10 protein-coding genes and 1 pseudogene are annotated in these 14,673 nt (G+C 42.2%); 9 read left to right on the forward strand and 2 right to left on the reverse strand.

Annotated elements, in window-relative coordinates; translation table 11 throughout:
• Positions 1-86 precede the first annotated feature (86 nt).
• The 8 genes from dnaX to Xind_RS09910 all read left to right on the forward strand — a co-directional run bounded on the left by dnaX (position 87) and on the right by Xind_RS09910 (position 10,010).
• Complete coding sequence (gene dnaX, locus Xind_RS09875; protein ID WP_187649960.1) at positions 87-2,120, forward strand: DNA polymerase III subunit gamma/tau; 2,034 nt, start codon at positions 87-89, stop codon at positions 2,118-2,120.
• Between the two features lie 47 nt (positions 2,121-2,167).
• Positions 2,168-2,497, forward strand: a complete 330-nt coding sequence (locus Xind_RS09880) for a YbaB/EbfC family nucleoid-associated protein (protein WP_047679982.1) — start codon at positions 2,168-2,170, stop codon at positions 2,495-2,497.
• Complete coding sequence (recR, locus tag Xind_RS09885; protein ID WP_038262276.1) at positions 2,497-3,105, forward strand: recombination mediator RecR; 609 nt, start codon at positions 2,497-2,499, stop codon at positions 3,103-3,105. Before Xind_RS09880 ends, recR begins: the two co-directional genes overlap by 1 nt.
• A gap of 224 nt (positions 3,106-3,329) precedes the next feature.
• A complete protein-coding gene (htpG, locus tag Xind_RS09890; RefSeq protein ID WP_187649985.1) occupies positions 3,330-5,219 on the forward strand; it encodes a molecular chaperone HtpG in 1,890 nt (629 codons plus the stop codon).
• Between the two features lie 173 nt (positions 5,220-5,392).
• Positions 5,393-6,037 carry an adenylate kinase gene (gene adk, locus Xind_RS09895; protein WP_047679977.1) on the forward strand — a complete coding sequence of 215 codons (645 nt, stop codon included), beginning with the start codon at positions 5,393-5,395 and terminating at the stop codon, positions 6,035-6,037.
• A 172-nt stretch (positions 6,038-6,209) separates the two neighbouring features.
• Positions 6,210-7,175 (forward strand): ferrochelatase, encoded by a 966-nt coding sequence (gene hemH, locus Xind_RS09900; RefSeq protein ID WP_047679975.1) that lies wholly within the window; start codon positions 6,210-6,212, stop codon positions 7,173-7,175.
• Between the two features lie 217 nt (positions 7,176-7,392).
• The gene (gene wzz(fepE) / locus Xind_RS09905) at positions 7,393-8,502 is read left to right on the forward strand and encodes an LPS O-antigen length regulator Wzz(fepE) (RefSeq protein WP_187649961.1); all 1,110 of its coding nucleotides are present in this window, start codon (positions 7,393-7,395) and stop codon (positions 8,500-8,502) included.
• Positions 8,503-8,699: 197 nt separating this feature from the next.
• On the forward strand, positions 8,700-10,010 hold the full coding sequence (locus Xind_RS09910; protein WP_187649962.1) for an inosine/guanosine kinase: 1,311 nt from the start codon (positions 8,700-8,702) through the stop codon (positions 10,008-10,010).
• Between the two features lie 58 nt (positions 10,011-10,068).
• Here Xind_RS09910 and ybaL read toward each other — a convergent pair whose 3' ends face one another.
• Together ybaL and Xind_RS09920 are read right to left on the reverse strand one after the other, a co-directional pair.
• On the reverse strand, positions 10,069-11,784 hold the full coding sequence (gene ybaL / locus Xind_RS09915; RefSeq protein WP_187649963.1) for a YbaL family putative K(+) efflux transporter: 1,716 nt from the start codon (positions 11,782-11,784) through the stop codon (positions 10,069-10,071).
• Positions 11,785-11,999: 215 nt separating this feature from the next.
• Positions 12,000-12,462: pseudogene (locus Xind_RS09920) on the reverse strand (MFS transporter); the annotation flags it as partial.
• A 439-nt stretch (positions 12,463-12,901) separates the two neighbouring features.
• On the opposite strand from Xind_RS09920, the gene ushA reads away from it, so the two are divergent.
• The gene (gene ushA, locus Xind_RS09925) at positions 12,902-14,560 is read left to right on the forward strand and encodes a bifunctional UDP-sugar hydrolase/5'-nucleotidase UshA (protein WP_187649964.1); all 1,659 of its coding nucleotides are present in this window, start codon (positions 12,902-12,904) and stop codon (positions 14,558-14,560) included.
• Positions 14,561-14,673 lie beyond the last annotated feature (113 nt).

Consider the following 14,673-nt stretch of genomic DNA (forward strand, 5'->3'; position numbering starts at 1 on the left):
TTTGTATAATTGATACTTCAGCCTCGCCGTCCATGGTGAGGCTGTGCTAGCATAATAGACAGTCGTGTTCAATCTCCTCGGTATTCATGAGCTATCAGGTACTTGCCCGTAAGTGGCGCCCACAAATATTTTCTGATGTGATTGGTCAGCAACATGTGTTGACTGCATTGGCTAATGGTCTTGAACACCAGCGCCTCCATCATGCTTATCTTTTTTCCGGCACTCGTGGTGTGGGAAAAACAACTATTGCGCGTCTGTTAGCAAAGGGGCTGAATTGTGAAACAGGTATCACAAAAACCCCTTGTGGTCAGTGTACAAACTGCCTTGAAATTGAGCAGGGACGATTTGTTGATCTGATAGAAATTGACGCTGCTTCGCGAACAAAAGTAGAAGATACTCGTGAATTGCTGGATAACGTGCAGTATGCGCCTGCCAGAGGGCGTTTCAAAGTTTATCTTATTGACGAAGTTCACATGCTGTCACGTCATAGCTTCAATGCCTTACTCAAGACATTGGAAGAACCGCCAGAACATGTGAAATTTCTGTTGGCAACGACTGATCCGCAGAAATTGCCGGTAACTATTCTTTCACGTTGTTTGCAATTTCATTTGAAGGCACTGGATGTTAATCAAATCAGTGGCCAATTGGAGCATGTACTTAAGGCCGAACAAATAGAGAGCGAAGCTCGGGCCCGTCAGCTATTGGCTCGTGCGGCGGATGGCAGTATGCGTGATGCATTAAGTCTGGCCGATCAGGCCATTGCTCTCGGTGGAGGAAAACTGACAGCAGAGATTGTCAGCCAGATGCTAGGCACGCTGGATGATGAACAGCCTCTGGAAATGATAGAAGCGCTAGTTCGTGCTGATGGGCAGGTGCTTATGGCTCTGGTTGATCAGGTTGCAGCACGTGGTATGGATTGGGAAAATCTCCTGGTCGAGATGTTATCGTTGTTACATCGCATAGCCATGATCCAATTGCTGCCTCAGCGATCAGATATAGAATCGTCTTCAACAGAAGGGCGTTTGCGATTGCTGGCGAAATCAATTTCACCTAGCGATTTACAACTCTATTACCAGGCTTTATTGGTTGGTCGTAAAGATCTCCCCTATGCGCCGGAGCGTAGAATGGGAGTTGAAATGGCATTATTGCGTGCTTTGGCGTTTCATCCCAAAACAGTTATTGAGGAAATGCCGGAATCCCATAATGTAGAAATGCCTACTGCATCGGCTATTGCAGCATCAACACCTGCACAGCAGCGTCTTATAGCTCAATCCAAACTTAATAATTCTGGGCAAAATAATTCTGTACCTGACCATATTGTGCCTGACAATCATGTTGTCCCTGACAATATTGTCAGCAAAAAATCTACTGAACAAAAAATGCCTCAGACATCAGAGGCAGAATCGGTAGCTGACAGTCCGACAGCAAAATTACTGCAAGCGAGGAATCTGCTTTCTCGCCAAGGAAACGATCCTCCAAAAAAGGCTGAGCCGGCAGCGTCTGTGAAGGCGAAGTCGGCAAGTTCGGCATTGGAGCGATTGGTTACGGTGGCTGAACAGCGGCCGCAATCTTTTATTCCCGAGGCGCGGGAATCTAAACTTGTAAAACAAGAAGCTTATCGCTGGCGCGCTAAAAATATTGAAAAAAAACCAGTTGCTACAACACCAAAAGCGATCAAATCAGCGCTTGAATATGAAAAGACACCAGAATTGGTGGAAAAGTTGGCTGTTGAATCTAAGCAAAGAGATCCATGGACCGCTGAAATTGATAACTTAAATATTCCAAAACTGGTTCAACAGGTGGCATTGAATGCATTTAAAGAGCAGATTAACGAAAGCCAGTTCTGCCTTCATTTACGTTCAAAACAACGTCATCTTAATTCAGCATCAGCACAGAAAACGTTAACTGAAGCATTGAGTGAATTACATGGTAAACCTATTGAACTCAGTATCATTGAAGATGATAATCCAGCGGTAAAAACACCGTTGGAGTGGCGACAAGCGATTTATGAAGAAAAATTGGCACAAGCTCGCCAATCCATTATTTCGGATAGAACGATTCAAACACTTCAGCAGTTATTCGATGCAGAATTGGATGAAGAAAGTATCCGGCCTGTTTAACCCCGCAGTGTGTATTTATACTGTGTCTACAGCAAAGAGAGAAAATTATGTTTGGTAAAGGTGGTTTGGGCAATTTGATGAAACAGGCCCAGCAGATGCAAGAAAAAATGCAGAAAATGCAGGAAGAAATTGCAAATCTGGAAGTGACCGGTGAATCTGGTGCTGGTCTGGTGAAAGTTACCATTAATGGTGCACATAACTGCCGTCGAATCGAAATCGATCCAAGCCTGATGGATGATGATAAGGATATGTTGGAAGATTTGATTGCTGCGGCATTCAATGATGCGGCCCGCCGTATTGAAGAAACTCAAAAAGAAAAAATGGCCAGTGTTTCCAGTGGAATGCAATTGCCACCTGGCTTTAAGATGCCTTTCTGATGCAAACCAGTCCTCTTCTTGAATCCTTGATGGAAGCATTGCGTTGCTTACCGGGCGTAGGTCCTAAATCGGCACAACGAATGGCGTTTCATCTTTTACAACGGGATCGCAGTGGCGGTATGCGGCTTGCGCAAGCATTGACGCGCGCCATGTCTGAAATTGGTCATTGTCAGGACTGCCGGACATTTACAGAGCAGGAACAATGCACAATTTGTGCCAATCCCCGTCGCCAGCAAAATGGTCAAATCTGCGTGGTGGAAAGCCCCGCGGATATCCACGCAATTGAACAGACCGGTCAATTTGCAGGGCGTTATTTTGTCCTTATGGGGCATTTATCGCCGTTGGATGGTATTGGTCCAATGGATATTGGGTTGGATCGCTTGGAAGAGCGTTTGTCTTCTGAAACTCTGTCAGAAATTATTCTGGCAACCAACCCGACTGTCGAAGGAGAGGCAACGGCAAACTATATTGCGGAAATGTGCTCACAATATGGTGTGACTGCCAGTCGTATTGCTCATGGTGTTCCCGTTGGGGGGGAACTCGAAATGGTAGATGGAACAACACTGTCCCATTCTCTTGCTGGCCGACAGAAAATTACTGATTTGTGATTGCTCTCTCATTATTTTTAATGGGAAATTCCAATGGGTGGTGTTGCAGAGAACGCCACCATCCATAATGCTTTATTTAACTTATTGTTTTTACTGAGTTATATAATTAATTTCACATTCTTCTTGTTATCTGAGCTTGAAACTTTCAGGTTTTATCCCCATCTGATTACCATCTTCCGATTTTACATATCTGAACTGGATTTAGATTGAGGTAATAAATGAGCATGAAAGATCAGGAAACCCGTGGATTTCAGTCTGAAGTTAAACAATTATTGCAGTTGATGATCCACTCTCTCTATTCCAATAAAGAAATTTTTCTCCGTGAACTGATTTCAAACGCATCAGATGCTGCTGATAAATTACGCTTTCGAGCATTATCTGCGCCTGAATTGTACGAGAATGATGCTGAGCTACGTGTTCGTCTGGCTTTAGATCAAGAGAAGAAAACTATCACCATTAGCGATAATGGTATTGGTATGACCCGTGATGAAGTGATCGATAATCTGGGAACGATTGCAAAATCCGGTACTAAGGCATTTCTTGAATCTATCGGCTCTGACCAGGCTAAAGATAGCCAGTTGATTGGACAATTTGGTGTTGGTTTTTATTCTTCCTTTATTGTTGCTGATAAAGTGACCGTACGTACCCGTGCAGCAGGTGCGAAGGCAGAACAAGGTGTATTCTGGGAATCGACCGGTGAAGGTGATTACACAGTTGCAGATATTGAAAAGACAGATCGTGGTACAGAAATTACCTTGCATCTGCGCGAGGGGGAAAACGAGTTCCTTAACGACTGGCGTCTACGTTCTATCATTGGCAAATACTCTGATCACATTGCTTTACCTGTTGAAATTGAAACCCAAACTAAAAACGAAGAAGACGATTCAGTTACTGTCGCATGGGAAAAAATCAATAAAGCTCAAGCCTTGTGGACTCGTGGTAAAGCTGAAATCAGCGATGATGAGTATAAAGAATTCTATAAACATATCTCCCATGATTTCGCTGATCCTCTAAGCTGGAGCCACAATCGTGTTGAAGGTAAGCAGGAATACACCAGCTTACTGTATATCCCTTCTCAAGCTCCGTGGGATTTGTGGAACCGTGAACATAAACATGGTTTGAAACTGTATGTGCAGCGTGTATTCATCATGGATGAAGCTGAACAATTCATGCCAAATTATCTGCGTTTTGTCCGTGGCCTAATTGATTCTAACGATCTGCCATTGAACGTTTCCCGTGAAATTCTGCAAGATAGTTCCATCACCCGTAATCTGCGTAGTGCATTGACTAAACGCGTATTGCAAATGCTGGATAAACTGGCAAAAGATGACGCAGAGAAATACCAAACTTTCTGGCAGCAGTTTGGTCTGGTGTTGAAAGAAGGCCCCGCTGAAGATGGTGGAAACAGAGAAGCTATCGCTAAGTTACTGCGTTTTGCCACCACTCACAATGACAGCTCTTCACAAACTGTTTCTCTGGAAGAATACGTTAGCCGCATGGCTGAAGGTCAGGAGAAGATTTACTACATTACGGCTGATAGTTATGCTGCGGCGAAGAATAGCCCACATCTGGAACTGTTCCGTAAGAAAGGCATTGAAGTTCTGTTGTTGTCCGACCGCATCGATGAATGGATGATGAGCTATCTGACTGAGTTCGATGGTAAATCATTCCAATCAGTCAGTAAGGCTGATGAATCCCTTGATAAACTGGCTGATGAGAACAAAGCCGAGCAGGAAGAAGAAGATAAAAAACTAGAACCATTCGTTGAACGCGTGAAGACACTGCTTGGTGAGCGTGTGAAAGAAGTTAAATTGACTCATCGATTGACTGATACTCCGGCGATAGTCACCACCGATGCCAACGGAATGACGACTCAAATGGCAAAACTGTTTGCAGCAGCAGGTCAGTCAGTGCCAGAAGTTAGTTATAATTTTGAACTGAACCCGGAGCATAACCTGGTGAAAAGAGCGGCTGACATTCAGGATGATACTCAGTTTGCTGACTGGATAGAATTATTGCTGGATCAGGCATTGTTTGCCGAACGTGGCACATTGGAAGATCCAAACCAATTCATTCGTCGTATGAATCAATTATTATCCGCTGAACAAGCATAATTTCATTGAAATTATGGCAATAAACCACGCTTCAACCGAAAATTGAGCGTGGTTTATTTTTTGATTAATGCGAAAACGTTTACCTGTTTTCTTGAGCCATCCCCCATTCCAATGGTATGGTGGTTCGTTTTCTTTTAAAAATACGAAAAGCAAATAGCAAGGGGATTTACGCGATGCGTATTATTCTGCTGGGCGCGCCAGGCGCCGGTAAGGGGACTCAGGCGCAATTTATCATGGAGAAATTTGGGATCCCCCAGATTTCGACAGGTGACATGTTGCGTGCCGCAGTAAAGGCAGGTACCGAGTTAGGTTTAAAAGCAAAGGAATTGATGGATAATGGCAAACTGGTCACTGACGAGCTGGTGATTGCCTTGGTTAAAGAGCGTATCAAACAAGATGATTGCCGTAATGGGTTCTTGTTGGATGGGTTCCCACGTACCATTCCTCAGGCTGATGCTATGAAAGAAGCGGGTATCAAGGTTGATTATGTGCTGGAATTTGGTGTTCCAGACGACATTATCGTTGAACGCATTATTGGTCGTCGTGTACATGCACCATCAGGCCGTGTTTACCATATCAAATTTAATCCACCAAAAGTGGAAAACCACGACGATATTACAGGCGAAGAATTGACTGTTCGTAAAGACGATCAGGAAGATACAGTTCGTAAACGCCTGGTTGAATACCATGCACAAACAGCCCCTTTGGTTTCTTATTACCAACAAGAAGCTCAGGACGGTAATACAAAATACTTCAAACTTGATGGAACCCGTCAGGTATCTGAAGTCAGTGAAGAATTAGCCAGAATCCTGGGCTAATTATACAGTCGGTTCTTGATTCATTTTAATTCTAAACAGTTAGAGCAGGCGGTGTGAATGCCGCCTGACTTTTACCTCACATACCATGAAACTCTCGCTCCATAAAATGTAATATGTGACTATCATAGTGTTTTATTTTTGATTACCAGTCATTTTGATGGAGTGTTGAGGAATGAGTAATCGCAATTATGGTGTTATATTGGTCAATCTTGGCACGCCAGATGAGCCTACACCAGCAGCAATCAGACGTTATTTGGCGAAATTCCTAAGTGACCGACGGGTGGTAGATATCCCTGCGTTGATTTGGAAGCCATTCTTACACGGTGTTATTCTTCCCTTCCGTTCTTCCCGTGTCGCTAAACTATACGAGGAAATCTGGACAGAAGAGGGCTCTCCTTTACTGGCTTATAGTATTCGCCAACAAAAACGATTGAGTGAAAAGCTGGGTAATATTCCTGTGGTTCTGGGGATGACTTATGGCTCACCTTCTTTACCTCAGGCAGTAGATACTTTGTTACAGCAAGGTATTGATCATTTCATCATACTTCCTCTTTATCCCCAATATTCCAGTACAACATCGGCAGCTGTATTTGACAGTATCAGCAAAATATTGCAGGGATATCGTACCATTCCTCATTTGAATTTTATCCGTGGTTATGCAAGGCACCCTGCTTACATTGCTGCGCTGAAGGAAACAGTAGAGCAAAGTTTTGAAAAGCATGGTCAGCCCGACCGCCTTATTCTTTCTTACCATGGCATTCCTGAACGTTTAGTTAAGATGGGGGATATTTATCCAAAAGATTGCCTGGCAACAACTGAGTTTTTGTCGCAAGTGTTGGATTATCCGGCAGATAGAATTATGATGACCTACCAATCACGTTTTGGTCGTTTGCCATGGTTAACCCCCTTCACGGATAAGACAATGGCATCGCTGCCAAAACAAGGTGTAAAACATGTTCAGGTACTATGTCCGGGGTTTGCATCTGATTGTCTTGAGACATTGGAAGAAATTAAGCAACAGAATAAAGTTGTTTTTTTGGGCGCAGGTGGAAAAAAGTTTGAATATATACCTGCACTTAACGATAATGAGGCACACATTTCGCTGTTCGAGCAATTGGTCAATAACATCGCCAGATAATGAATTGTTGGCAATCATGGATTGTTATCGAACTCCATGTTGGCAAGACCTTAGTAGATACGGATATTTTTGCCTATAGTTAACCAGCATATGTTTTGCGAGTTGTGTGATTTTTTAAGGATATTGCTTCAAAATCAACGAATTCCGTGAGTATGGAGTAGAAACTCGGCGGGCAACAATTGAGAAGCAAAATTATTTTGGATTGGAAATGTAGATAATGAGTAATAAACCAGTTAAGCACGCAGATTTTTATGAGGGGCATGCAGATTATCATTCAAGGCAAGAAGATGAAATTGATCTGTTTGAATTGTTCTCCGTAATTTTTCAATCAAAATATTTGATTATTGCAGTATCCTTTGTATTTGCCGTCATTGGCTTTGGTGTTGCATCATTCTTGCCACAAAAATGGACCAGTACGGCTGCGGTGGTGCAACCAGGGCTGGAAGAGTTTCAGCCATTAAAGAACGCATTAACAGAGTTGCATGTTCTTAATCTCGAATCAAACCTGACAGAAGAATCGTTATATAAGCGTTTTGTTGAAAACTATAATTCACGTGTATTACGTGAAGAATATTTGGTGGATACTGATTATTTCAAAGCACTGCTTGCTAATAAAGATGAAATTACTGCCCAGAGCAAAAGAAGTTTGATCGAACAGATTGTAAATAAAAATATTTCCTCTTCCGTGCCTAAAAAAGATAAAGATGACGAGTTTTATGAAACAACGCTCTCTTTTAGTGCCGGTACGGCGGAAGATTCTTACAAACTGTTATCTGGCTATATCAAATTTGTCTCCGCAGTTGTGCGGGATCAGGTGAAAGATGAACTGAACGATACAGTGCGTCAGAAGCTGGCTTACTCGAAAAAACTCTATGAGATTGATTTAGCCCGTATCACAAATATGCGTGCTACGGATATTGAACGATTGAAGTATGCGATTTCCATCGCCAACTCTGCGGGTATCAAAAAACCGGTCTCTAATGGTGGTGCTATCATTAAGGATGATCCCGATTATTCAATTGCATTAGGTTCCGATGCGTTGCAACGAAAGTTGCAGATTACTGAAGGAATTACCGATTCAACAACGATAGATGCAGATTTGCGTAACCGTCTTTTGTATATCAAAAATCTGGAAACTGTCAATATTGATAAACTTGATTTCCAGCCATTCAGATATATGCAGGAGCCTTATGAGCCAACCACGAAAGATTCACCTAAACGTCTGTTGATTCTGGTTGGTGCTGGTTTTATTGGCTTTATTCTGTCCATTATGTTTGTCCTGATGCGCCATACGGCGCGTAGCCGTCAGAAGCAGCAGACAGCTTAATATATTTTATAAGCTGATGCCTTGTTAGAGGCTGATAATCATTGTAATTTTAGCGGCCAATGTTGTAATAACATTGGCCGCTTTTCTTTTATGGATACCATTTATGAACACCCGGTTTTTTTGTTTCGCTGTGGTATTGTGCCAAACGGGATTATGCTAATATGCCGCATGTTTTGGCTCTATAGCAGCAATCAACTATGAAATTCCCCGGTAAGCGTAAATCTAAACACTATTTTCCTGTCAGCCTCAAAGATCCTCTACTCCAGCCCATCAAAGAGATGATGGATACTGAAAGTAATCGAGCCTATATTGTTGGTATTGACCAAATATTGGTAGATATTGAAGCAAAAGTGGATGAAAGTTTTATTCAACGTTATAACCTGAGCCAAGGGCATTCACTAGTCATTGAGGATGATGTGGCTGAGGCACTCTACAATGAGTTAGCAGAAAATAACTTGATTAGCCATGAGTTTGCAGGTGGAACTATCGGTAATACTTTGCACAATTACTCTGTTTTAGCGGATGATAAATCCGTATTGCTTGGTACTATGTGTAATAACATCCAAATCGGCAGTTATGCCTATTGCTATCTCTGCAATACTTCCAGTCGTATGGATTTAAATCATCTTCAGGGCGTTGATGGTCCAATTGGTCGTTGTTTCACTTTAATAACTGAAAATGGTGAAAGAACATTCGCTATCAGCCCAGGACTAATGAATCAACTCAGTCCAGAAAATATTCCTGAACATATTATTGCTGAAGCATCGGCGTTGGTCATTACAGCCTATTTGGTACGTTGTAAGCCAGGTGAACCTATGCCGGAAGCGACGATGAAAGCCATCGAATATGCGAAAAAGTATAATGTCCCTGTTGTACTGACATTAGGAACTAAATACGTCATTGCTGATGATCCTCAATGGTGGCGTGATTTCCTGTCAGAGCACGTTTCTGTAGTAGCTATGAATGAGGATGAAGCTCAGGAACTGACTGGTTTTAGTGATCCCCTGCTGGCGGCAGATAGAGTATTGAATTGGGTGGATCTTGTATTGTGTACTGCCGGACCGGCCGGATTGTATATGGCGGGTTACACTGAAGAAGAGCATAAGCGTCAGACTTCACATCCATTATTGCCGGGCGCAATTGCTGAGTTTAATCGTTTTGAGTTTAGCCGCGCGATGCGTCAGGCTGATTGCCAGAATCCAATGCGGATCTATTCTCATATTGAGCCATATATGGGAGGGCCTGAGAAGATTATGAACACTAATGGGGCAGGAGATGGTGCACTGTCTGCGTTGCTGCATGATATTACGGCCAATAGTTATCACCGCATGAATGTCCCGAATTCCAGCAAACATATGCGCTCTTACTTGACATATTCTTCTTTAGCTCAGGTATGTAAGTATGCGAACAGAGTGAGTTATCAGGTATTGAGCCAGCATGCTCCGCGCTTGACTCGTGGATTACCAGAAAAAGAAGATAGCCTGGAAGAAGCGTACTGGGAACGTTGACAATTATTGTTCGGGAGTATCCCGTTAGTTTTATCGGGATACTCCATATCGCTAATAGTTATGCCGCTGATGGATTGGTTGGTGAAAGTGATGGTGGTGGTGGAGTTATTGGGCAACCTTCATCATTTTCCGGTAGTACATTAGCCATCGTTTTGGCGATCTCATGTTCGCCAATAATAATGTGATTGGCACCGCGTTCTGTAATGTAAGTGACTTCATCGTCATAATGAGCACGGACAATGATATTGATATCTGGTCTCATTTCCCGCGCATTTTCAACAATTTTACCTGCTTCATAACCATTTGGAATGGTCAGGAATAGTGTACAAGCGCAATCCAGTCTTGCTAATGTCATGATATCTTTCTTGGCCGCATTACCCATTACGGCACTGATACCAGCCTCTCCTAACTCTTCAAATCCGGCACGTGTATCTTCAATGGCTACCAGTGGAAAATTTCTTTCTTGTAGATGTTGGCAAAGCAGACGACCAACCCGGCCATATCCCACGACAATGGCATGACCACAAATATTGACAGGGATCTGAGTTTCTTCTTCTAATGTTTCTTCCAATAGCTGCTCTTCAATGGTTTCTGTTTTTTCCAGATAACGATCCAGCAGACTGAATAAAACTGGATTTAACATAATAGAAAGAATGGCTCCGGCAAGTATAAGATTGCGAGCATCTTCATCCAACATACCTAAAGTTACTCCGAGCCCTGCCAGAATAAAGGCAAACTCGCCAATTTGGGCCAGGCTGACGGAAATTGTCAGCGCAGTACGTCGCGAATGACCAAAGATCTTGACCAACAACATGGCGGCGGCTGATTTGCCAATAATGATAATGGCAAGGGTTCCTAAAATGGCAATTGGCTGTTGTAAGAGGATCATTGGATCAAACAACATGCCTACGGACACAAAGAATAGAACTGCAAAAGCGTCTCTGAGAGGCAAAGTATCTTGCGCCGCACGATGACTCAATTCTGATTCATTCAGCACCATGCCGGCAAAAAATGCTCCTAATGCAAACGAGGCATCAAACAGCGTCACGGCACCATAGGCGACCCCTAATGCGATGGTAAGAACTGCAAGGGTAAATAATTCACGGGAGCCTGTACCGGCTGTTCTCGCTAACAGCCAAGGGATAAGACGGCGGCCGACGAAAATCATCAATAAAATAAAGACGACAACTTTGCCAATGGTAATAGTCAGTCCGAGCAGTAACTGGCCTATATCTGCATTCTGGTTATCTAAAATACTAGCAGATGCGGGTAGTAATACCAGAGTTAGTACCATTGCCAGATCTTCAACAATTAACCAACCAATCGCAATCTTACCTCGTTGGCTATCAATGAGTTGACGTTCTTCCACTGCTCTGAGAAGTACGACGGTACTCGCGGTTGACAAACAGAGGCCAAAGACAATTCCACTGTATAGTCCCCAACCAAGTAGTTTTGATAAGCCGACTCCCAGAACAGTTGCAACAGCAATCTGCGCAATAGCACCTGGGATTGCAATTGATTTTACGGCTAATAAGTCTTTGAGTGAAAAATGCAGGCCGACACCAAACATCAGTAAGATCACGCCAATTTCTGAAAGTTCGGGTGCCAGAGAAGTATCGGCAACAAAACCAGGTGTAAAAGGCCCGGCAAGTACACCTGCCATAAGATAACCTACTAAAGGCGAGATTCTCAGGCGCTGTGCAAACATACCGAGCAGATAGGCGAGAAGAAAACCGCCAACAATAGTCGTGATTAGAGGTGTCGAATGCTCCATCAAGGCTCCTTCTAGGCTAGATTGTTATAGATTGTATTATTAGGTGAGGTAATAATTTATTTTACAAATAATTTAAGATAATTGCTTGAAAAATATTCTTTTATAGAGAAATGCAGATGATCTACATAAATATTATTGTAATGGTATTTTATGTAGATCTTTTCATTATTTACTCATGTTTACAAAGAGAAGTGATATTAAGAAAATAATATTTTTTAGTATCTTGTACTATTTTTTTCATTCTTCTTTTCCATATTTGGCAAGAATAAGGTAAAAATACCAAGAAGTGGTAAAAAAGCACAAATTTTGTAAACCAATTCTATGCTAGTTTTATCTGCTACATAGCCAAGTAGCGCGGCCCCGATGCTTCCCATACCAAATGCCAGACCAAAGAATAAGCCCGCAACCATGCCTGTCTTACCGGGGGATCAGTTCTTGTGCATAGACCAGAATGGCAGAAAATGCAGATGCCAGTATCAGACCTATAATGACGTTGAGAGCGCTTGTCCAGAATAGCGATACATAAGGTAATAACAGAGTAAATGGAGCAACACCCAGAATAGATCCCCAGATGATATATTTACGACCAATCTTATCACCGATTGGTCCACCAATAATCGTGCTTGTAGCTACAGCAAACAAAAATACAAAAAGATGAATCTGCGCATTTTGCACGGATGATAAGCTGATCGCACCAAGTATTGAGAAAGCCGTTCCCTGTGTTTTTTTTCGCGGAGCTGATAATGAGATAGTATTACTTTGCTTAATTTTGTTCATTGTTTCACCGATCTTATCTACGTTGTAGTGGTGTTGAACTGTTATTTAATTGTTACACCTTAATACATATTAACTTTCTAATAAAATTTTTGCTTATCTTGATATAATTTGATGCTTATCGCAAAAAAATGAAATTAAACTCTATTTAATGGCCTGATTATGTAATCTTGATCGAAAAAACACTGCGTCGAATGTCGTGTTGTTATTCCATTCTGTAGTGAATATGTACTTATTCCAGTAAGGTTCCTTGTTATAAAAAAGTAACGTGCCTTAAATGGGGTAGGTTTCAACATTCTTGAAAACTAATAACAGATTTATTTAAGGAACATGGAGATACCCGATGAAATTCTCATTTAAAGCGTCAGTATGTGCCCTGGTTGTTTCTCTGTCATTGTCACCGATGATCGCATCCGCTTGGGAAAAGGATAAAACGTATGATATTACGATCCTGCATACCAATGATCACCATGGTCACTTTTGGCAGAATGATCATGGAGAGTATGGTCTGGCAGCTCAGAAAACCGTAGTGGATTCTATCCGTCAGGAAGTTGCTAAAAAAGGCGGTAGTGTATTGTTGTTATCTGGCGGGGATATTAACACTGGTGTGCCTGAATCGGATATGCAGGATGCCGAGCCGGATTTTAAAGGAATGAATCTGGTAGGTTATGACGCGATGGCATTGGGAAACCATGAATTCGATAAGCCTTTGAATGTACTCTATCAACAGCAAAAATGGGCGACTTTCCCATTCTTGTCAGCGAATATTTATCAAACCAGCACCGGCAAGCGCGTATTTAAGCCATATGTGATATTCGAAAAGCAAGGTGTGAAGATTGCGGTTATTGGTTTAACTACTGATGATACAGCTAAAATAGGTAATCCGGCTAATTTCCCTGATGTGGAATTCCGTATACCTGCCGAAGAAGCGAAAAAAGTCATTGATGAATTGAAGAAAACTGAAAAGCCGGATGTCATTATTGCAGCAACCCACATGGGGCATTACGATGATGGTCAACATGGCACGAATGCGCCGGGTGATGTGGAAATGGCACGTAGCTTACCTGCTGGTTATTTAAATATGATTGTGGGTGGACATTCACAGGATCCGGTTTGTATGTCTGCGGAAAATAAAAACTATAAACAGGTGAATTATGTCCCTGGGACGCCTTGTTCTCCGGATCGTCAAAATGGGACATGGATTGTTCAGGCTCATGAATGGGGAAAATATGTTGGTCGTGCTGATTTCCAGTTTCGTAATGGTGAATTTAAGCTAGTTCATTATCAATTAATTCCTATCAATTTAAACAAAAGGGTCAAAAAAGATGACGGAAGCACTGAGCGTGTTTACTACACTCATCAAATTCCTCAAGACTCTGAAATGCTGAAATTGTTGACACCTTATCAGGATAAAGGAGATCAGAAATTAGGAGTCAAAATTGGATCTGTTGACGGTAAATTAGAGGGAGATCGCAGCAAAGTTCGTTTTATACAGACTAATATGGCTCATCTTGTACTGGCAGCACAGATGGAACGGGCAAACGCTGATTTTGCTGTGATGAGTGGAGGAGGGATCCGCGATTCCATTGAGGCAGGGGATATCACTTATAAAGATGTATTAAAGGTTCACCCATTTGCTAATCAATTGGTTTATGTAGATTTCAAAGGAAGTGAGGTTCTGCCTTATTTGACTGCCGCTGCGAATATGGAAGCTGATTCTGGTGCTTATGGTCAATTCTATAATGTCAGTTTTGTGAAAGATGGCAAAAATATCAGTGATGTCAAAATTGGTGGAGAACCCCTGGATCTGAATAAAACTTACCGGATGGCAACATTGAACTTCAATGCTATCGGTGGTGACGGTTATCCGCGAATCGATGATTTACCAGGATATGTTAATACCGGTTTTGTCGATGCAGAAGTGTTGAAAGGGTATATTGAAAAACACTCTCCGCTGAAAGTGGCGGACTATGAACCGAACGGCGAAATTGCGCGCAAATGATAATGGGTGAAGGTTAATTATTAGAAAAAAAAGACCATCTATTTTCAGATGGTCTTTTACTTAGTCGTCGGAACGGTGATAAATAATCTAAAATGGGGATGGGTGAAAATAAA

The organism is Xenorhabdus indica (assembly GCF_014467235.1).
GTDB lineage: Bacteria > Pseudomonadota > Gammaproteobacteria > Enterobacterales > Enterobacteriaceae > Xenorhabdus > Xenorhabdus indica.